The 22,284-nt window shown below is 45.9% G+C and carries 13 protein-coding genes; 9 read left to right on the top strand and 4 right to left on the bottom strand.

Going from position 1 to position 22,284, the window contains the following annotated elements; translation table 11 throughout:
- Positions 1 to 220: 220 nt before the first annotated feature.
- Complete coding sequence (locus F8S12_RS22605; protein WP_196518512.1) at positions 221 to 6,415, bottom strand: beta strand repeat-containing protein; 6,195 nt, start codon at positions 6,413 to 6,415, stop codon at positions 221 to 223.
- Between the two features lie 491 nt (positions 6,416 to 6,906).
- Between F8S12_RS22605 and purL the strand changes: the two genes are divergently transcribed.
- The 5 genes from purL to F8S12_RS22580 all read left to right on the top strand — a co-directional run bounded on the left by purL (position 6,907) and on the right by F8S12_RS22580 (position 16,406).
- Positions 6,907 to 10,788: a phosphoribosylformylglycinamidine synthase subunit PurL gene (gene purL, locus F8S12_RS22600; protein WP_196518510.1), complete on the top strand. Its 3,882-nt coding sequence runs from the start codon at positions 6,907 to 6,909 to the stop codon at positions 10,786 to 10,788.
- Between the two features lie 148 nt (positions 10,789 to 10,936).
- On the top strand, positions 10,937 to 12,436 hold the full coding sequence (gene purF, locus F8S12_RS22595) for an amidophosphoribosyltransferase (protein WP_196518508.1): 1,500 nt from the start codon (positions 10,937 to 10,939) through the stop codon (positions 12,434 to 12,436).
- 217 nt (positions 12,437 to 12,653) lie between these two features.
- Positions 12,654 to 13,220: a Uma2 family endonuclease gene (locus F8S12_RS22590; protein ID WP_196518506.1), complete on the top strand. Its 567-nt coding sequence runs from the start codon at positions 12,654 to 12,656 to the stop codon at positions 13,218 to 13,220.
- 679 nt (positions 13,221 to 13,899) lie between these two features.
- Entirely contained in the window at positions 13,900 to 14,463 is a 564-nt protein-coding gene (locus F8S12_RS22585) for a hypothetical protein (RefSeq protein ID WP_196518505.1), read from the top strand.
- Between the two features lie 290 nt (positions 14,464 to 14,753).
- Positions 14,754 to 16,406 (top strand): sensor histidine kinase, encoded by a 1,653-nt coding sequence (locus tag F8S12_RS22580; protein WP_196518504.1) that lies wholly within the window; start codon positions 14,754 to 14,756, stop codon positions 16,404 to 16,406.
- A gap of 297 nt (positions 16,407 to 16,703) precedes the next feature.
- Here F8S12_RS22580 and F8S12_RS22575 read toward each other — a convergent pair whose 3' ends face one another.
- From F8S12_RS22575 to F8S12_RS22565, 3 genes are all read right to left on the bottom strand, one after another.
- Positions 16,704 to 16,985, bottom strand: coding sequence for a hypothetical protein (locus tag F8S12_RS22575; protein WP_196518502.1), 282 nt, complete (start codon positions 16,983 to 16,985; stop codon positions 16,704 to 16,706).
- 8 nt (positions 16,986 to 16,993) lie between these two features.
- Complete coding sequence (locus tag F8S12_RS22570) at positions 16,994 to 18,040, bottom strand: ABC transporter permease (protein ID WP_196518500.1); 1,047 nt, start codon at positions 18,038 to 18,040, stop codon at positions 16,994 to 16,996.
- Positions 18,041 to 18,219: 179 nt separating this feature from the next.
- Positions 18,220 to 18,738, bottom strand: coding sequence for an adenine phosphoribosyltransferase (locus F8S12_RS22565; RefSeq protein ID WP_196518498.1), 519 nt, complete (start codon positions 18,736 to 18,738; stop codon positions 18,220 to 18,222).
- 397 nt (positions 18,739 to 19,135) lie between these two features.
- Between F8S12_RS22565 and F8S12_RS22560 the strand changes: the two genes are divergently transcribed.
- From F8S12_RS22560 to F8S12_RS22545, 4 genes are all read left to right on the top strand, one after another.
- The gene (locus F8S12_RS22560; protein WP_196518497.1) at positions 19,136 to 19,762 is read left to right on the top strand and encodes a DUF3038 domain-containing protein; all 627 of its coding nucleotides are present in this window, start codon (positions 19,136 to 19,138) and stop codon (positions 19,760 to 19,762) included.
- Positions 19,759 to 21,192: a DUF4335 domain-containing protein gene (locus F8S12_RS22555; RefSeq protein ID WP_196518495.1), complete on the top strand. Its 1,434-nt coding sequence runs from the start codon at positions 19,759 to 19,761 to the stop codon at positions 21,190 to 21,192. Before F8S12_RS22560 ends, F8S12_RS22555 begins: the two co-directional genes overlap by 4 nt.
- A gap of 14 nt (positions 21,193 to 21,206) precedes the next feature.
- Positions 21,207 to 21,446, top strand: coding sequence for a hypothetical protein (locus F8S12_RS22550; RefSeq protein ID WP_230968198.1), 240 nt, complete (start codon positions 21,207 to 21,209; stop codon positions 21,444 to 21,446).
- Positions 21,447 to 21,520: 74 nt separating this feature from the next.
- The gene (locus F8S12_RS22545; protein WP_230968197.1) at positions 21,521 to 22,279 is read left to right on the top strand and encodes a deaminase; all 759 of its coding nucleotides are present in this window, start codon (positions 21,521 to 21,523) and stop codon (positions 22,277 to 22,279) included.
- The last annotated feature ends 5 nt before the right edge of the window (positions 22,280 to 22,284 follow it).

Here is a 22,284-nt window from a genome sequence, read left to right as displayed (position 1 = left end):
GCGATCGCAAGGAGACGATCCTAATCATAGAGATGTGTGATTCTCGTCACTTCCTTGGTATAGATAAACTGCATATACCCGAATAATTCCTGAGTTCCAGTAAATCTATACAAGTTTGGAGCCTAAAGTATATACACGGATAGATGCGTTGTCTGCTCTTAAGCTGACAACGCAAATTAGACACTCAGTGGTTAAAAACGAGATAGACGAATTAAGAAACTCATGCCCCGTTTGTCAGAGTGCTGTAAGAGAAAGAGCTATCTGCAAAGACAAAATTATCAAAGCCAGTGGTGGACAAGCTAATGGAGTTTCCATTGTTGTTGAAACTGATGTTAGCACTTTTAAGGATATTGCCAGAAATAACACCAGATACGATGAGTTCAGAACGATTAAAAGCTCTAAGATCGAAGGTATCAAAACCGTCCCCGCCATCAACAGTCGCAGCACCGAACCCTTTCAAGTAGTCATCTCCAGTGCCCAGATTAATACTTAACCCGCCACCGATAGAGACTTTCTGTTGAACTCCATCTAGGATACTGGTGGCAATAATTTTGTCATTACCATCGCCAGTCTTGATGATTCCTTCTCCATAAATACCATAGGCAGTACCACCAATTGTTGTTGTAGCCTGTCCGGTAAGAATGTCAGAATCCTTGCCGGTATCAATGATTCCATCATTGACGATGCCATAGGCGGTGGAGTTTGTTCCTGAACTGTTCCCATTACCCGTAATCGTGTCCTTGCCTGTCCCTGTAGTGATGGTGGCGTCTTTAATATTCTGGATGCCGATCCCAGCACCACCGTCGCCGATGCCGCCAGAACTGATGCTGCCGTTGCCGCCGATGCCGCCGTTGCCGCCAGCACCGGTGCCAGTGATCGTGTCGTTTCCATCCCCTGTATTAATACCGCCACTGTTAGCGATGCCTGCCCCAGTACCACCGTTGCCGCCGTTGCCGCCGTTGCCGCCAGTATCTGTACCACCGTCGCCGCCGTTGCCGCCGTTGCCGCCCTTCCCAGTGCCGATGATCGTGTCGTTTCCGTCCTCTGTATTAAAACTGTCACTGTTGTTAGCGATGCCTGTCCCAGTACCGCCAACGTCGCCATCAGAGGGGACTTCGATGCCGTTGCCGCCGTTGCCGCCAGTACCTGTACCCGCGATCGTGTCTTGTCCATTCCCTGCATTCAGACTGCCACTGTTAGCAATGCCGATTCCAGCACCGCCGAGACCCCTTTCAGTGACGCCGTTACCGCCGTTGCCGCCAGTACCTGTACCCGCGATCGTGTCTTGTCCATCTCCTGCATTCAGATTGCCACTGTTAGCAATGCCAGTTCCAATACTGCCGTCGCCAGCCTGGGGAAAGCCCACGCCACCGTTGCCGCCAGTACCTGTACCTGCGATCGTGTCTTGTCCATCTCCTGCATTCAGACTGCCACTGTTAGCAATGCCAGTTCCAATACTGCCGTCGCCGCTAAAGGCGCCGCCGCCATTGTCGCCGCCAGTACCTGTGCCAATGATCGTGTCTTTTCCATCCCCTGTATTAATACTGCCACTGTTAGCGATGCCGATTCCAGTGCCGCCATTGCCGCTGAAAGTCCCGCCACCGCCGATGCTACCGATACCGTTGCCAGTGATCGTGTCTTCTCCGACTCCGGTATCCAGTTCGCCACTATTGCTGATACCTGTCCCACTACCACCACTGCCGCCGTCGCGACCGCCAGTAGGTGTGCCGCCAGTGCCAGTGCCGATGATCGTGTCTTGTCCATTTCCTGTATTAATACTGCTACTGTTAGCGATGCCTGTCCCACTACCACCATTGGCGCCAGGAGTGCGGCCAATGCCGCGGTTACCGCCGTTGCCGCCAGTACCGTTGCCGATGATTGTGTCGTTTCCGTCACCTGCATTCAGACTGCCACTGTTAGCGATGCCTGTCCCAGTACCACCGTCGCCACCCTGGAAGCCGCCGTTGCCGCCATTCCCGCCAGTACCGATGCCAGTGATTGTGTCTTCTTTGTCCCCTGCATTAATACTGCCACTGTTAGCGATGCCTGTCCCACTACCGCCGTCGCCGCCATTGTCGAAGCCGTTGATGACGTTGCCGCCGTTGCCGCCAGTACCAGTAGCGGTAATCGCGTCATTTCCGTCCCCTGTATTCAGTTCGCTATCGTTAACGATGCCGATCCCAGTACTGCCGTTGCCACCACTGCCATCGGCATCGCCACCGATGCCGCCCTTCCCTGTGCCGGCGATCGCGTCATTTCCGTCTCCAGTATTGAGTTTGCCACTGTTATTGATGCCTGTGCCAGTACCGCCGTCGCCGCCGGAGCCGAAGGTGTTGCCGCCGACGCCACCGTTACCGCCCTTCCCTGTGCCAGCGATCGCGTCGTTTCCGTCGCCTGTATTCAGACTGTCACTGTTAGCAATACCTGTGCCAGTACCACCGTTGCCACCGTTGCCGTCGATGCCGATGCCGCTACCGTCGCCGATGTCCCTACCGTCGCCGTCGCCGATGCCGCCGTTGCCGCCCTTGCCTGTGCCAGTGATCGCGTCGTTTCCGTCCCCGGTATTCAGACTGTCACTGTTAGCGATGCCTGTCCCACTACCGCCGTCGCCACCGTCGCCACCGTCGCCACCGTCGGCACTGCTACCGTCGCCATAGTCAAAGCCGTCGCCACCGATGCCGCCGTTGCCGCCCTTCCCTGTGCCAGCGATCGCGTCGTTTCCGTCGTCTGTATTTAGACTGCCACTGTTAGCAATACCTGTGCCAGTACCGCCGTCGCCGCCGTTGCTGTACAAGGAATCTCCGCCGTTGCCACCAGTACCGATGCCAGCGATCGCATCGTTTTCGTCCCCAGTATTCAGACTGTTACTATTAGTTATTCCAGTGCCGTTACCACCGTTGCCACCGTTGCCGCCGTCAATGCCGTTACCACCGATGCCGCCGTTGCCGGTGCCAGTGATCGCGTCTTCTCCGTCCCCAGTATTCAGACTGCCACTGTTATCGATGCCGATCCCGGTACCGCCGTCGCTACCGTCAATGCCGTTAAAGTTGCCGCCAGTGCCAATGCCAGCGATCGCGTCGTTTCCGTCCCCAGTATTCAGACTGCCACTGTTAACGATGCCTGTTCCAGTACCGCCGTCGCCGGGACTGCCACCGGGGTTGCCGCCGATGCCACCAGTGCCATTGCCAGCGATCGCGTCGTTTCCGTCCCCAGTATTCAGACTGCCACTGTTAATGATGCCTGTTCCAGTACCGCCGTCGCCGGCAGTGCTGCCATCGTCGCCGCCGATACCACCAGTACCTATACCAGCGATCGCGTCGTTTCCATCCCCTACATTCAGACTGCCACTGTTAGCAATGCCGATCCCAGTACCGCCGTTGCCAGTGGACGCACCGCCGTCGCCGCCCTTGCCGCCAGTACCTGTGCCAGTAATCGTGTCGTTTCCATCCCCTGCATTTAGACTACTACCGTTATCAATGCCAGTTCCAGTACCACCGTTGTTGCCGGTAATACTAGAGCCGCCGATGCCGCCAGTACCGATGCCGATGATCCTGTCTCCTCCCTCCCCCGTGTGCAGTTCGCCCCTGTTAGCGATGCCAGTTCCAGCTGTGCTGTTGCCGCTGATGCGACCGCTGCCGCCGTTGCCGCCCTTCCCTGTGCCGGCGATCGTGTCGTTTCCGTCCCCTGCATTCAGACTGCTACTGTTGAAAATGCCGATCCCATCCCCAGCATTGCCGGATTCGCCGAAGCGGCCGCCAGGGCCGCCGTTGCCGCCGATACCTGTGCCAGTGATCGTGTCTTCTCCGTCCCCTGTATTGAGTTTGTCACTGTTATTGATGCCTGTCCCAGTTCCGCCGATGCCGCCGTTGCCGAAGCCGAAGCCGCCGATGCCGCCGTTGCCGCCGATACCTGTGCCAGCGATCGCGTCATTTCCGTCCCCTGTATTGAGTTTGCCATTGTTATTGATGCCTGTCCCAGTTCCGCCGTCGCCGCCGGAGCCGAAGATGTCGTCGCCGTTGCCGCCGTTGCCGCCGATACCTGTGCCGGCGATCGCGTCATTTCCGTCTCCAGTATTGAGTTTGCCACTGTTATTGATGCCTGTGCCAGTACCGCCGTCGCCGCCGGAGCCGAAGGTGTTGGCGCCGCCGCCACCGTTACCGCCAGTACCTGTGCCAGCGATCGCGTCATTTCCGTCCCCTGCATTCAGACTGTTACTATTGGTGATTCCAGTGCCAATACTGCCGTTGCCACCGTTGCCACCGTTGCCACCGTCAAAGCCGTTGCCACCGATGCCGCCGTTGCCGCCCTTCCCTGTGCCGGTGATCGCGTCGTTTCCGTCCCCGGTATTCAGACTGCCACTGTTATTGATACCTGTCCCAGTACCGCCGTCGCCACCGTCGCCACCGTCGGCACTGCTACCGTCGCCATAGTCAATGCCATCGCCACCGATGCCGCCGTTGCCGCCCTTCCCTGTGCCGGTGATCGCGTCGTTTCCGTCGCCTGTATTCAGACTGTCACTGTTAGCGATTCCAGTGCCGGTACTGCCGTCGCCACCGTCGCTACCATTGCCACCGCCACCTTCGCTACCGTCAAAGCCGTTTCCGCCGTTGCCGCCGTTGCCGCCCTTCCCTGTGCCAGCGATCGCGTCGTTTCCGTCCCCGGTATTCAGACTGTCACTATTAGCGATTCCAGTGCCAGTACCGCCGTCGCCGCCTTCGCCGCCGTTAAAGCCGTCGCCGATGCCGCCGTTGCCGCCGTCGCCGCCCTTCCCTGTGCCAGCGATCGTGTCGTTTCCGTCGCCTGTATTCAGACTGCCACTGTTGACAATGCCTGTCCCAGTACCGCCGTCGTCGCTGCCGCTGAAAAAGCCGAAGACGCCGCCGTTGCCGCCGTTGCCGCCCTTCCCTGTGCCAGTGATCGTGTCTTTTCCGTCCTCAGCATTCAGACTGCCACTGTTAGCGATGCCAGTGCCAACACCCCCGTCGCCAGTACCTAAGGCGTCGCCGCCGATGCCGCCAATACCGGTGCCGTTGATAGTGTCGTTTCCGTCCCCGGCATTCAGACTGCCACTATTATCGATGCCAGTGCCAACACCGCCGTCGCCGCCCTCGAAAGCAGCACTGCCGCCGATGCCGCCATTACCAGTGCCAGCGATCGCGTCTTCTCCGTCCCCTGTATTGAGACTGCCACTGTTGACAATGCCTGTGCCAGTACCGCCGTCACCGCCGTCGAAATCAACGCCACCGATGCCGCCAGTACCCATGCCGATGATAATGTCTTCTCCGTCCCCTGTATTGAGACTGCCACTGTTGACAATGCCCGTGCCAGTACCACCGTTGCCGCCGTTGCCGCCGAAGCGGTCAGTGCCGGTGCCGCCAGTGCCAGTGCCAGTGCCAGTAATCGTGTCTTCTCCATCCCCTGTATTCAGACTGCCACTGTTGACAATGCCTGTGCCAGTACTGCCGTTGTTGCCGGAGAAGCTGTTGCCGCCCTTCCCTGTGCCAGTGATCGTGTCTTTTCCGTCTCCTGTATTCAGGCTGCCACTGTTGACAATGCCTGTGCTAGTACCACCGTTGCCGCCGATGCCGCCAGTGGCGGTGCCAGTGATCGTGTCTTTTCCGTCGCCTGTATTCAGACTGCCACTATTGACAATGCCTGTGCCAGTACCGCCGCCGGTGCCGCCGTCGCCGCCAGTACCAATGCCGATGATCGTGTCGTTTCCGTCCCCTGTATTCAGACTGTCACTGTTGAAAATGCCTATCCCAGTACCGCCGTCGCCGCCGTCGCCGCCATCCCTAATGCCGTCGCCGCCGTCGCCGCCGTCGCCGCCCTTCCCAGTGCCGGCGATCGCGTCGTTTCCGTCCCCTGTATTCAATTTGCCACTGTTGACAATGCCTGTGCTAGTACCGCCGTTGCCGCCGGTGCCGAAGGCGTCGCCGCCGTTGCCACCGTTGCCGCCATTACCAGTGCCAGCGATCGCGTCGTTTCCGTCCCCTGTATTCAATTTGCCACTGTTAGCGATGCCTGTCCCAGTACCGCCGTCGCCGCCGTCGCCGCCAATGCCGTCGCCGCCGCCGATGATGTCGTCGCCGCCGATGCCACCGTTGCCACCAGTACCAGTGCCAGAGATAGTGTCTTTTCCGTCCCCTGTATTCAATTTGCCACTGTTAGCGATGCCTGTCCCAGTACCGCCGTCGCCGCCGTCGCCGACAATGCCGTCGATATTGTCATCGCCGTCAATGCCGATGCCGCCAGTACCGATGCCAGCGATCGCATCTTCCCCTGAGCGCGTACAAATGAAACCTCCAGTTAAAATATCAATACCAATTGCTACAGAGGCATTTAATTCTTCCCCAAGTAAAGTGTCGTTTCCGGAGGTGCCGATGAAATTGGGTGGAACGGTAAGTCTAGGCATGATCAAAATCCTCTTAATTGGGTTTAGTATGGTCGGTTTGCTCATTTGGATGAGCCGTTTCTCAAAAAAATTCCCGGAATCCTTTATCCAAGAGCGATTCAGTGATTGAGTCCGCTGTTGTAGGAATCACTTCCGGCAATGAAGTTCCAAATAATCAGAATTTACGGGATTAAAACTTGTTTGCGATCGCGTCCTATGAATTTATTCTGCGTTCAACTAGTGGGTTATCTCACAGGCTGATAGCCATTTTCATAATCTGCAAATCATCTATGCACGTTCAAGAAAAGAAAATTTTATTACTTGGTTAATAACAGTACAATTACCAATATATCAAGATTCACTACAATCTATCTTTAGACGTATTACGATATTTATTTTAAGTAGATTTGTTTAGCTCAACTGTACTATCACCCATGAACCATCCTAGAACTGCACCTATAGGTACAGTAAATCGATAGAATAATGCTCTGTACAATTGGTGCATTATTTCCATGACCGCCACATCTCCTGCTTTCTTTTCTCCCCAAGAAATCGCTGCTGAAGGTCTTAAGCCAGAAGAATATACAGAAATTGTCCGTCGGTTAGGGCGTCATCCCAACAAAGCCGAACTGGGAATGTTTGGGGTAATGTGGTCAGAGCATTGCTGTTACAAAAATTCTCGACCTCTACTCAAACAATTTCCCACCGAAGGAACGCGCATCCTCGTGGGTCCTGGTGAAAATGCTGGTGTTGTAGACTTAGGTGACGGATTCCAACTAGCCTTCAAAATTGAATCTCACAACCACCCCTCAGCAGTCGAACCCTTTCAAGGAGCTGCAACGGGAGTAGGAGGCATTCTCAGAGATATCTTTACAATGGGTGCGCGTCCCATTGCCATATTAAACTCGCTGCGCTTTGGTTCCCTAGAAGATGCCAAAACCCAAAGGTTATTTACTGGTGTAGTGGCAGGAATTGCCCATTATGGTAATTGTTTAGTCGGTAATGAAGCATTTATCTGGAAAGATAAAAAGGGTGTACATTTTGACACTATTGGCAACTTTGTCGAATCACGCTTAAGAGCCAATGTCACTACTTTAGAACTAGAAGATGCAGATGCAGTTCAAACACTTTCTTTAGACCCAAACAGCCACAATGTTTGTTGGCAGCGTGTACGCCGTATTTTCAAGCGCCACACCCAAAATCTGATTACTATCCGCACAGCCCTTGGACGTACCTTAATAGTAACGCCAGACCACCCCATGCTAATTTGCTCAAAAGGTGAATGGGATATTGCCGTAGCACAATCTTTACAAGTAGGCAATGAAATCCCCATACTAACTGCATTACCAAAATTAGCTAGAGAAGAAACAAACGAACCACTAGACTTACTTGCTGCTTTAAATCCAGAAGATAGCAGTGGTAAAAATGTATACGTTCAACTACCAGAGAATTGGCAGGTAACAGAAGTTGTTCGTACTGCTTTAAGGTTACTTGAACCTTTAGCTAGCAACCGTCATCAATATCTGAGTACTGGTAGATTTCCCCTCTCACACTTTTTCGCTTTAGAACTGCTACTCAAGGTTTCACATAGCGATATCCGCTTGTTCCGTCGGGGTAAAGCTAATTACATGAGTGCTGTCATTCAACCTGATGAATTATTTGCCCGCTTAATTGGCTATTTCCTCGCAGAAGGTTGTGTTTCCCAAAATGGGAATACCTATAAAATTATTTTCACCTTTGCTCATCATGAAACAGAGTATGTTGATGATGCGATCGCTGGGTTGAAGTACCTCGGATTGCGTCCTTGTGTGGAAAAGCGGGTTTCAACTATTGCTGTTTATGCTACTTCATGGCTATTGGGGCATTTTTTAAGGAATGTCTGGCAGTGTGGAACTCAAGCTAGTAATAAGGCATTCCCTAGCTTTATTTTTCAATGGTCTGCTGACTTACAACGTGAAGCCTTAAAAGGTTTGTTGCGTGGTGATGGTTCCATGACCACAAAAACTCATGGGAATAATGCCAAAATTAGCTTTGGGACAACGAGCCGCAAGCTGTTTGAGCAAACAGTCCTTCTGCTACAAAGTCAAGGAGTAATACCATATATTTATCGCAAACCAGCAGGTGAGGGAGAAATTGAAGGACGCAAGCACATTAGCCAACCATTATGGCAATTGGAAGTTAATAATTTTGCGGGATTAAAAGCTTTGGCCAATGTTTTTAGTCAAGAGCGAAATGGGGAATTAGCTATTGCTTTGAATCGTTATAATGGCACTAAACATTCATTCCCACGCTTTACTCAGTCTGCTGAAGATGTAGCTGTTGTCAAAATTAAAAGCATTCAATGCCAAGCCGTTGATGAATGTGATGTGTACGATGTTGAAGTAGATAATACCCATCTATTCGTGACTTCAAGCGGGATAGTTACACATAACTGTGTGGGAGTACCCACCGTTGGCGGCGAAGTTTACTTTGACCCGGCTTACTCTGGTAATCCTCTGGTGAACGTGATGGCACTGGGTTTGATGGAAACACCAGAAATTGTCAAATCTGGAGCATCTGGTTTAGGCAATCCCGTGCTGTATGTTGGTTCCACCACCGGGCGCGATGGCATGGGAGGCGCGAGTTTTGCCAGTGCAGAATTGAGTAATCAGTCAATGGATAACCGTCCTGCTGTGCAAGTGGGCGACCCCTTTTTGGAAAAGTCGTTAATTGAAGCTTGTCTGGAAGCATTTAAGACAGGTGCAGTTGTCGCCGCCCAGGATATGGGAGCTGCTGGGATCACCTGTTCTACCTCAGAGATGGCGGCAAAAGGTGGTGTGGGAATTGAACTAGATTTAGATAAGATTCCCGTCAGAGAAATGGGGATGGTTCCTTATGAATACTTGCTTTCAGAATCTCAAGAACGAATGCTGTTCGTTGCCCACAAGGGGCGTGAGCAGGAATTAATCGACATTTTCCACCGTTGGGGACTTCAAGCTGTTGTTGCTGGAACAGTCATAGCTGAACCCATCGTGCGGATTTTCTTTGAGGGTAAAGTAGCAGCCGAAATTCCTGCTGAAGCTTTGGCGGAGAATACCCCACTGTATCATCGGGAGTTGTTGACAGAACCACCAGAATATGCGCGTCAAGCTTGGGAATGGACTCCTGATTCCTTGCCTGATTGCACAACTACTGGAATAGAACTTCAAGGACGCCTGCAAAGTTGGAGCGATATTCTGTTAACTTTGCTGGATACACCCACGATCGCTTCTAAAAACTGGGTATATCGTCAGTATGATCATCAAGTACAAAATAATACAGTAATATTACCAGGTGGTGCAGATGCGGCTGTTATCCGTTTGCGCCCCCTTGAAGAGAATAGGGGGCAGGGGAGCGGGGGGGCAGAGGAGCAGAGAAGAATTCTCAATGCCCAACGCGGTGTTGCTGCTACGGTAGATTGCAATCCTCGTTATGTTTATCTTGATCCTTACGAGGGAGCTAAGGCAGTAGTGGCAGAAGCTGCACGCAATCTTAGCTGTGTGGGTGCAGAACCTCTGGCGGTGACAGATAACCTAAATTTTGGCTCTCCAGAAAAACCGATTGGTTACTGGCAATTAGCAGAAGCTTGTCGCGGTTTGGCTGAAGGTTGTCGGGAATTGGCAACACCGGTCACAGGCGGAAATGTCTCTTTATACAACGAAACCCTTGATTCTCAAGGCATCCCACAACCAATTTATCCCACTCCAGTAGTAGGTATGGTGGGCTTGATTCCCGATTTAACCAAAATTTGTGGTCAAGGTTGGCAAGCATCTGGCGATGTAATTTACTTATTGGGATTACCCATACAATCCAAAATTGAATTACAATCCAAAATCCAAAATCCAAAATCCAAAATTGAATTGGGAGCATCTGAGTATTTAGCCACTATCCACAGTACTGTTGCCGGAAAACCGCCACGGGTAGATTTTGACTTGGAACGCCGCGTCCAGAAAGTTTGTCGTGAAGGAATTCGTAACGGTTGGGTGCGTTCAGCCCATGATTGTGCTGAGGGGGGAGTGGCGATCGCAATAGCAGAATGTTGTATTGCTGGCAAGCTTGGTGCCGAAATTAATTTGGAAATAGCACCAACCCAGGCACTACCTCGCCTTGATGAGGTGCTGTTTGGCGAAGGTGGTGCGCGGATTTTAGTTTCTGTAGCATCGGAACGACAGGAAATTTGGGAATCATACTTACAGGAACATCTTGGTCAAGAGTGGCAAAAACTGGGTATGGTCGGTAATTTTGAGACGGGTTTGGGGGTTTTCACCACTGATAATCAAGCCTTAATCAAAGTTAGTATTAAAGATATGGAAGATTATTATTGCCACGCGATCGCCAGACGTCTCGCTATCCACACCACTACTTCTGAGTGCTGAGTATTTAGACTTCACTCAGAACTATTAGCGTCTCTGAGCATAATTACGGTACTGTTTTAATGGATGGTTAAAGATTTGTTAAGAAATCTGCCACCATCTATCAACATAATCCCTGTGACTTGACCCCCCCACCAGGAGCAAAGCTAGCATGATTTCTATTCATTCCGTCACTTCGGATGATTACCCCGACCAGAGCAACAACCCAATTAATAGTCATGAAAATCGTCCTGATAAGCCAGAAGAAGCTTGTGGTGTTTTTGGTATCTATGCACCAGGACAAGATGTTGCTAAACTGACATACTTTGGATTGTATGCCCTTCAGCATCGGGGTCAAGAATCAGCTGGGATTGCCACATTTGAGGGCACACAAGTACACCTCCACAAAGATATGGGCTTGGTGTCTCAAGTTTTCAACGAATCCATCTTGGAGCAGTTGCCTGGGAGTCTTAGTATTGGTCACACTCGTTATTCCACCACAGGTTCTAGCCGCAAAGTTAATGCCCAACCCGCAGTGCTGGAAACTCGCTTAGGTTCGTTAGCTTTAGCACATAACGGTAATTTAGTCAATACTGTGCAACTGCGCCAAGAGTTGCTTGAGAATAAATGTAACTTAGTCACGACAACAGACTCAGAAATGATCGCTTTTGCGATCGCAGAAGCCATCAATGCTGGCGCAGATTGGCTAGAAGGTGCAATTCAGGCATTTCACCGTTGCCAAGGAGCCTTTAGTTTAGTTATTGGCACTCCCAATGGCGTTATGGGTGTCCGTGACCCCAATGGCATTCGTCCGCTAGTAATTGGCACTTTAGCTGGTAATCCAATCCGTTACGTTTTGGCTTCCGAGACTTGTGGTTTAGACATCATTGGAGCCGAATACCTGCGAGACGTTAAACCAGGTGAATTAGTTTGGATTACTGAAGAAGGTTTGGCTTCCTATAATTGGAGTCAAAAATCCGAGCGGAAATTGTGTATCTTTGAGATGATTTACTTTGCCCGTCCTGATAGCGTCATGCACAGCGAGAGTTTGTACAGCTATCGAATGCGGTTAGGGCGGCAATTAGCTGAAGAATCTGCTGTAGATGCCGATATTGTCTTTGGTGTTCCTGATTCTGGTATACCTGCTGCTATTGGATTTTCCCAGGCTTCCGGTGTAGCTTACGTTGAAGGACTGATTAAAAATCGCTACGTTGGACGAACCTTTATTCAGCCAACCCAAACCATGCGCGAGTCGGGTATCCGCATGAAACTCAACCCCCTCAAAGATGTACTGGTGGGTAAACGAGTAATTATTGTCGATGACTCGATTGTGCGGGGTACTACCAGCCGTAAACTCGTCAAAACCATCCGTGAAGCTGGTGCAATAGAAGTACATATGCGAATTTCTTCTCCGCCTGTAACTCATCCCTGCTTCTATGGCATCGATACCGATTCTCAGGATCAGTTGATTGCTGCTACAAAGTCAGTAGCGGAAATTGCCAAGCAACTGGAAGTAGACAGCCTCGCTTATCTCAGCTGGGAAGGAATGCTAGAAGCGACACGAGAAGACACCAATAGTTTCTGTTCTGCTTGCTTCACTGGAGATTATCCCGTAGCGATTCCTGAGCAAGTCAAGCGTTCTAAATTGAGCTTAGAAAAGGTAGTGGTGTAAGAAGCTAGTACCGCTTTGCGTAATTCGTAATTAAGTTTTAGCAAGGGTTTCAGATATTACAAATGTGTGGCTTATTTACGCCCTATTGTACTAGGAACTAGAGACTGGGGAATGAGGGAAGCAGAGAATGAATAATAACTCCTAACTCCTCACTCCTAACTAATGTTCAATTTTGACTCAGGCTAAAATAAGTAAATACTCTAAACATAGATGGTTTATGAACCAGCCGATATCTGAGAGAGTGCGCTGGACTACCGCCGACTTAGAATTATTTCCAGATAACGGAAACCGTTATGAAATTATTGACGGAGACTTGTTTGTGACCAAAGCGCCTCACTGGAACCATCAAAAAACCTGTGTCAGAATTAGCACTTCCTTGGATAATTGGTCACAAACTACTGGTTTGGGAGAAGTTGTAACTGCTCCAGGCATAATTTTTGGCGATCATGATAATGTGATTCCTGATGTTGTCTGGGCTAGCAATAAGAGATTGACGCTACTTTTGGACGACGCGGGGCATTTGACTGGTGCGCCAGAACTGGTTGTAGAGGTGCTATCTGCTGGTAGTGAAAACGAAAAGCGGGACAGGGAATTTAAACTAAAGCTTTACTCAGCAAGAGGCGTTAGAGAATATTGGATTGTGGATTGGCGCAAGCAACAGGTGGAAGTCTATCGACGCGAACAAGCGAGTTTAAAGTTAGTTGCTACGTTGTTTAATGGTGATGAATTGAGTTCACCAATATTGCCTGATTTTAATTGTGCGATCGCATCCTTATTTACTTAATAACCCAAGTTGCTAGTTATGCGATCGCTCCCCTCGCTAGTTGAAGAATGAAACCCAAGTTTTAAAGCAATACAGTTCAGATAAGACCAAAACATTTGTAGAGACGGCGATTTATCGCGTCTCAAAAACCCAAAATTTTGTACCAGTAGCCCTTAACTGAACCGTATTGAGTTTTAAAAGGGTTTGCGCTTAAGTTGACACTTATGAACGCACTGACTCCCCTACGTGTATTTCAAAAATTAAATAGGAGTCCTATATATCTTCACAATGAATGTAAGTATTACTTTAATTTTTAAAAAATCTTACTACGTTGAAACACCAACCCTATATTTTTAAAATTTAAATTTAATATTTAAATCATCATCTTTATAACGTAATTATAAATTTTAAAAAAGTTAATTGGTGATAATACTGAAACTTTACAATAACTAACTAATTTTTAGCATTTTTTTATAAAAATAAGAATAATTTTTCCGATATATCATAGACAAATCAGGAAAAAACAAATATTAATTAAGTAAGCTATTTTGTTAGTTTTTATTCAATCTAACAGAATCTACTCATTGCCATGTTTTTGCTATTTACAGAATAAAAGTAAATTCATGTAAATATCAAATTCATCAATGCTAATAGTAAAGTTTAGAAAATTTTGTTTTAAATAATCTTCGGGAGTATGCAGATGACTTTTGATTTAGATACAACTTTTCAAATAGATGCAAATCGTATTAAGTTAAAAGAGGCATATTCAACAGTATTTAGCTCATATAATACGAAGATTCCTTTTGTAATTTGGTTACTAGAGAATCCTAATAGCCCCTTGGCATTACCTGGGAAGATTAGCCTTCACAATCATGATTATATTCACATACTTTTAGGTAGAGGTATCTCTCCCCAAGATGAAGCTTTTGTAATTGGATTTACTATGGGAAACGACTTAAATACTAATATAATCCATCTATTTATATATAAGTTTTTTGCTAAATTTATATTTCCATATCCATACAAGTTTTCTAAATTAGATTTAATAAATTTTGAATTAGGTTTTATTTATGGCAGAAAAATGAAAATAAAACAAATGAATGAGATAAATTTTGAAAAGTATCATAATGAGACTATAAATTATCTCAGAAATTATTTTGGTATTGATGCTGATGAGATCCAACTCATACAACATATTGAAATTTGGTTGATGCCCAATTATAATTATACAGCAGATTTCAAGTTAATAAAGTACACAAGCTAAGTCTAAAAGCCAGATATAAAGCCTGTTTTACTTCTGTTAGCGCAGCAGGGCGTAGCCCATTCTGAGAGGATGTTTGTTTGAAAAGTCCTCTTGTCGGTATCAAAAGTTTTAGATCCCTCTAAATCTCCCGATAAATTGGGAGACTTTGATTCCGGTTCCCCCCTTTTTAAGGGGGGTTAGGGGGGATCTAAAAGTGCCTAAAGAAATTCATAGCGAAACACTTTTCAAACAACCTATGACTCCTTATCCTTAATTCTGAATTCTGCTGTATCTAAAATAAGAGGATAAAAATGCACTTACCTTATAAACTTAGATTTCTTCCCTCTCAAATAGTAGCTATAACAGTACTGCTAACGCTACTTTTATTTATTCCTCAAATTTTGCTTAATTGGCAAGCATATTATCATTTCAATAGTATTACTAAAAATGAATTTCAGCTCCAAAAACTGAGTGATGAAATTATCTATTTTGATGAAGTATTAACCATGTCAGCCCGCATAAATGCTGTTACAGGTAACCTTACTTGGGAACAACGGTATCGGCAATTTGAACCTAAACTCGATGTTGCCATTAAAGAATTTATTAAATTGGCTCCTAAAACATATGAAAATGAGGATGCAAAAAAAATTGATGCTGCTAATCAGCAGTTGGTCAGAATGGAGTATCAATCTTTTGATTTAGTCAAAAAAAATCAACAAAAAACCGCCCAACTACTATTGTCTAGTCCTGAATATGAAACTCATAAACACATTTATGCCGATGGAATTGCTAAAAGAAAGCGTAATATCTCACTTCAGTTAGAGCAGACAGTTGCTGAATATCGCAAAAGAATGTTTTGGGCAATTTTAGAATCTATCATAAGTTTAATAATACTTATTCCGGCATGGCTTTTGGTATTAAATTTGTTGCAAGAGTATTTAAAAGCGAAAAAAATCGCTCAAGCCGCCTTAGAAGAAACTAATTATATCTTGGAAATGCAAGTGGCGGCGAGAACAAAAAAATTAAAACGGAAAAATATTCAATTACAACAGACACTGCAAGAATTGCAACATACTCAAGTACAACTGATTCAAATTGAAAAGATGTCTTCACTAGGTCAGCTAGTTGCTGGTGTTGCTCATGAAATTAATAATCCTGTTAATTTCATTTATGGCAACTTAATACACGTTAAAGAATATACTCAGAAATTACTAACTTTAACTAATCTATATCGGCAACAATATCCTCATTACAACCCAGAAATAAGTCTTTTGATTGATGAGATAGATTTAGAGTTTATTATTGATGATCTGCCGAAAATCTTATCTTCAATGACAGTTGGTGCTGATCGTATTCGCGAGATTATCCTAACCTTGCGGAACTTCTCCCGTCTTGATGAAGCAGAAATGAAACCTGTTGATATTCATGAAGGAATTGATAGCACACTGTTAATTTTGCAGCATCGTATTAAAGGAAAATCCGAACAGCAAGAAATTGCAATTATTAAAGACTATGGTAGTTTGCCTCTTGTCGAATGTTATGCGGGAGGATTAAATCAGGTTTTCATGAATATCCTGAGTAATGCCATCGATGTTTTACGTAAAGAGGAGATGGAGCGCTTAAAAGAAGAGATTAAACAACACTCCAGTTTCATTACTATTTATACTGAAGTTAAAAATCAAGAGTGCGTAATTATCAGCATTAAAGATAATGGTTCAGGAGTAACTGAGGAAGTTAAGACTAAATTATTTGACCCCTTCTTTACTACTAAACCTGTAGGCGAAGGTACTGGTTTGGGATTATCTATTAGTTATCAGATTGTAGTAGATAAGCATAAGGGAAAAATTAAGTGTGTTTCTGCACCTAAAAAGGGGACAGAATTTGTGATTGAGATTCCTATCAAGCAGATAAGGCAAGCAAATATTTTAACAAAGACAGATAGTAAGGTTAGGAAGTGCCTCTAGTATATTTTAGGGCTTACGCACTCATGACGAGAAACTAAGCCTTTGCGATTACTTCTCTTCGAGACGCTCCGCGAACACTCGTGACGTAAAATCGTAGTTCCTGCGTAAGTCCTGTATTTGTTGCGATAGTCATCTCAAAACGAATAAAGAATCGCTCTTGAGTCTCTTGCAACTAAGATGCAGCAGTTTCAACAACTACCTCAGAATGAATTTTGAGTTTACTTAGCATCAGAGCAAGCGATGTCTCGCTAAGACTGCGACCCCCTCACCGCTTTGCATCTACGCTAATCCATAAATTTAACTATGCTGCAAAAACTCAACCTTGGGCAATAACGGGTCAGTTACAATACCCACACCGCTAAAACCCCAGCGTTTGAGCAAGTTTCCCAACTGTGTACGCGCAATAGATTCCACAGCAAAGCGATTTGCCAGTTCTGCCGCATGGGTATTGAGATAGCTTAAGGCATCAAAGTTTTCCTGAAACAGCAATAAATAGCCTGATGTTTCGGTATCAGGACGAGCGATGAGATAATTACCGTCAGTTTTTGAGCGCACTAAGTAATAGAATTCGGACAGCATGGAGATGACTAATTGAGATTTTCTAAGCGAATGCGGGGATCTGCTGCTTTTAACATCAAGTCGGCGATTAAATTGCCAACAATCAGCAGCACTGCGCCCATTATCAAGCTTGCCATTAACAAATATAAATCTTGAGCTTGTAAAGCTTGTAGAGTCAACCTCCCTAAACCAGGCCAGTTGAAGAAAAATTCGGCGATGAAGGCACCATTTAATAAACTAGCTAATTCAAAACCTAATAAGGTAATCAAGGGATTTATAGCGTTGCGGAGAGCATGAACATAGATAACGCGGTTTTCTGGCAATCCTTTGGCACGAGCCGTTTGGATGTAATCTTGACGCAGAACATCCAATAGTTCGCCGCGAGTGATGCGTTGTAAACCAGCAAAACTGGTAATTGAGAGGGCGATAGTAGGTAAAATCATGTGCCAGCCGACATCTAAGATTTTGCCAAACCACGACAGTTCCGAGTGATTGATACTAGTCATGCTACCCACTGGGAATAGCGGCGAGGTGATTTGGGCTAAAACCAGCAGTCCTAAAACAGTGATGAAACTGGGAAAACCCTGTCCAGCGTAACTAATTACCTGTAAAATCCGGTCTGCTGGCTTATTTTGTTTAACAGCAGCAAAGATCCCTAGAGGAATGGCGATCGCCCATGTGACAATTAAAGATGCGATCGCCAATAGCAAGGTTGCTGGTACTCGTTCCCATAACAGCGATACTACTGACCGTTTGTAAGAGAAACTTGGGCCAAAATCGCCTCGCGATACAATATTCCATAGCCAAAACACATATTGCTCTAACCACGACTTATCCAAGCGCCAAAATTGCCGAAGGACATTAATTTGTTCTCTAGACTTCTTGGGATCTGCCTCTAATTGAGTTACAAAATCCCCAGGAGCAAGTTGAATAATGAAAAACGACAACGCTGATGCCAATAACAAAGTCAACAGTGCTTGCAATACCCGCTTTACCACATAAACAAAAGTTTCGCTCGTAACTAGCCTGATTAGCCAATCCCGACCTGTCTCCAAGGAAATTCTCGTAGATGTCATAGCATTTTGGATTTTAGATTTTAGATTTTAGATTGAAAAGAGCGATCGAGTCAGGGGCTTGTGATTTAATTTTAGATTTTGGAGTTCGGCGTGAGCGCTTAATCGAATGCTTTTAAATCTTCAATCCAAAATCCAAAATTTAAAATCTAAAATTCGATCCTTTGTCTAATGACCCATGACTAATATTCAATTAAAGAGATAATCGGCACGTCCGGCAGATATTTACGCCCTTGTAAATCCCGTAGCTCGATGATAAACCCAAACCCCACCAGATCGCAGCCAATCTTCTGCACCAACTTTGCAGTTGCACTCGCAGTTCCACCTGTGGCAATCAAATCGTCCACAATCAAAACTCGGCTACCTTGCTGTAAAGCATCTTGATGCACTTCTAAGCAGTCTGTACCATACTCTAGTTGATATTCAATTGAGTGAACCTCTGCTGGTAACTTACCTTTTTTGCGGACGGGAATAAAACCAGCGCCTAATTTGTAAGCCAGAGGTGAGCCAAAAATAAATCCTCTCGACTCTATACCGATGACATAATCCACCCTCATCCCAGCTTCATCGCATTTTTGTGTTAAAAAGTCAATAGTGTAGCGCAATCCCTCTGGATCGCGCAGCAGCGTAGTAATATCCCGAAATAAAATTCCGGGTTTGGGGAAATCTGGGATGTCACGAACAAGAGACTTCAAATCCATAAAAGAGGGAGTGGGGAGTGGGGAGTGGGGAGTAGGGAGTGAGGAGTGAGGAGTTATGAATTTAAATTCATAGCTATCCCAGTCGCCAATTTCAGATACCTGAAAAATCGTACACTATAATGTCATACGCTGGGGTCGAAGTTGAAGCTTCGCTCTTGATTGACGGTAATTAGAATTTAAACCAAGCTAGGAAAGGTATCGCCCTAACAAATCATGTAGATTAATTTATGTTTTAAAACTTTGATTTCAATATGGGGAAACCTTTTAGTAGAAAGATTTGAGTAATGTATATATCAGGTGGTCATGTTACTATCACAAGTCTAATGCTCAAGTCTTGGCTACCGATTTTAAATTTGTTTTACCTAGTCTGTTAGAACCGCACAAGGTATTTTATAGAATGAATGTGTCCGCAAGTTTAACGCCGTTCAACAGTTCAATCCAAGACTCACTGCCGATGATTCTGGACACTCTACCAGATCCTGCGATCGCTTCCAAGACGTGTCCTCGAAGAACGCGATTACAAATTGACCTGATTTTACTGGCAATTGAAGCTTTAGAGCTTGGTGGTTCGGAAGCAATCCTGGCTTTTTCTCAAGAATTGGATCTTAAAGGCATTGTTAAAGACAGGGTAAATTTATGGCGGATGCGTAGCTCTAATCCGCTACGCAGAGCGCATATGCGCCGTCCCTTAACTATCATAGAAGCAAAAGCTCTGGTGGTGATTGCTTGCTACATAGCACGGCGTTTAACTGTTGTCATCCGCCAGTTATTAATGATATGTCAACAAATGGAAGAAAAGCAGATTCCATTAGAACAGAATTTGCGCCTATCTAATTACCTAGAGCGGTTTAGAGCGCATTTTAAGAGTCGGATGAATGCTCGACGCTCTGGTGTACTGGCATTAAGTTCTGATGAAAAATTAGATGAGCTAGCTATAAATTTGTTAGGGCAATTATTATTTTGTACCGGCACAGCTGGAATGCAGCGGTTCTGGATTAGTCTTTTTGACGGTGAAGTGGAATGAATATTCAACGTAAGTACAGTCTGCCTAATTGTACACTGCTTTTAGAAGGGTTAAGTGATGTCAGTAGGGCTGCACACTTCCAGGAAACGCGCCCGGAATTATCAATATTGGTAAATGCAGAATGCTATTTATCTGGTTATAATCAGCCCCTAACGGGAGGGCGGGAATTTTTTGAAAGTTTGGTGAGGGCTGTTAGTGGCTATGCCCAAGAATTTTTAAGTAGTGTACCCAACCCGCAAGCGCACAATCAGGAATCAGAGCTAGTAGAGTTTCAGAAAATTGACAGCAACCGACACAGATTAATTATACATTCAGAAGGTGCTTCAGAGGGGTTTGAGTCTCACCCTAACAATTCTAAACATCCGCCTATTGAAATAGATTTGAGTACGGTGCAGTTGTTTGATTTAGTGGAAGCAGTAGATCAATTTTTTGCTGATACCCAAACTTTACCAGAACTTTCTTTAGAACTACAACCAGTTACCAGACGCTATGGCGGTGCTAGTCAGGCATTGATCAGACAGGCTGTTCCTGCTGCTGTGGGAATATCAAGTTTAGCAGTAGCAGCGATCGCTTTTAACTTGATTCCACCTCCCCAAATGCGTCCACCACAGCCCAAGCCAGATGAGCAAACTAGCTCTACAACAAAAAGCGTTACTCCTTCAGCATCAGCTGCTCCAATTCCTATCGCTGCTGCAACGTCTACACCAACGCCTACAGCTAGTGCCAAGCCAGCAGTTAAAGATTTAGAAGCACTTTTAAATACAGTTCCAGAAATTACTGATCCATCCCAGTTGCGAGCATTGAATCGCCAAGTTTATAATCAAATTCATCCAGCTTGGACTAAGCGTTCAGAATTGCAACAGGATTTGGTCTATCGTTTGGGTGTAGCTGCGGATGGGGCGATCGTTGGTTATAAAGCGGTGAATAAAGAGGCGAATCTCGGAGTGGGGAAAACTCCTTTACCTAACCTACTCTACAATCCTGCTAACCGCGCTCCCATCTCCAATGAACCGATAGCCCAATTTCGAGTAGTATTTACCACACAAAGCGTGTTACAAGTTAGCCCTTGGCAGGGATATGCTAGGACGCCAGAGGTAGTCGGCGTAAAAATTACTGAGTCTAATTTAGTCAACGGTTTAAAGCAAAAGCTTTATAGTACAGTTCGCCAATCTTGGGGTGGCACCCCCACTTTTACGCAAGATTTGAAATATCGGGTAGCGGTTAACAAAGATGGTGTAATTGCTGATTATGAACCACTCAACCAAGTCGCCTTTGACTATTTTCGGGAAACACCCCTTCCTAAAATGTTTAATGCTATCTACGGTTCCAATGTCGCTGCTCCCAATGACAAAGAACCTCTCGCCCACTTCCAAGTGATATTCAAGCCTAGCGGCAAACTGGAAGTTATTCCTTGGCAAGGATATCAGTAATCAGGGAATGGGGAATGGAGAAGAGAATTAAGTTGCTGCTATTCCCAATTCTCTATTCCCTATTCCGGGGTATGAGTATCATCGGAACAGAAAACCAGATTCAATCTCTCATCGGTCATCGCTCTCTTGCATCTCTGAAGCGATATTTGGGTGTCACTGAGCAGCAGAAGGAAAATGCCATCTCCACTTTAGTTTTTAAAATTATGTATTCATTTTTGACAATAAAATCGTATATATCTTGTCATTTGATTTAATTTGTCTTATAGTAAATATAGGCTAAGACATACTTAGTTTTACTTTAAATTATTATTTAATCCTTTATATTAAAATGAAATTTAATAATTATCAATTCGCTGCTTTCCTCGTGGCTAGTGTTGCAATGCCTCTTAAGTTACACAACTTTGAGTGGGAGGGAGAGCGTTTAGTCCAGAGAGAGACTGAACCTCATCATATTGCTGGCGTATTAGCTTCAATTCGATGGACGCTAGAAAACTCAGATTGCGATTGGGAAGATGTTTACTCAACTTATTATAAATGCGAAGAAGATGGAACGATTACTTTTTATGAGGGTGAAAGTGCTGAAGCAGGTAATCCAGGAATATGGACTTATGTAGTTTATAGCTGTCCTGTTGGCCAAGAAGAGGTAGTAGAAAATCCAGATATCAACACTTTAGCTCCGGCGCAAGAACTGCGACAGCTTATATATAAGTTTATTTTTCAAGAATTAGCAGAGTATAGGCAAAAGCTTGGTCTGACTTCAGCAGGTAGTGAGGATGATCGCGCTACAATCGCAAAGTTAGAGATGGGTAGTAGCGTATTTTTTGGGATTAATGCTGGCAGTAATCCCAATCGCAGAAAGATTACACTTAAAGTAAATCCAATTAGTCGCACACATGCTGAAGCTGATGCCTTCCAACAAGCGTTTGATGCAGGATTAAGAGGAGGTCGAGCGCATTTAACAGTTGATCGGGATCTTTGCAGAGCATGTGGTCAGAACGGAGGTGTGAAAGGAATGGCTAGACAGCTTGGTTTAGAAGAAATAGAAGTTATTAGCCCTAGCGGTCGTCAGACGATTACACTGAAGTGAGGTTA

Origin of the sequence: Nostoc sp. WHI (genome assembly GCF_015714725.1) — a bacterium.
GTDB lineage: Bacteria > Cyanobacteriota > Cyanobacteriia > Cyanobacteriales > Nostocaceae > Nostoc.
The sequence above is the reverse complement of the archived record's forward strand: the minus strand, read 5'-3'. Positions and strand labels throughout refer to the sequence as shown.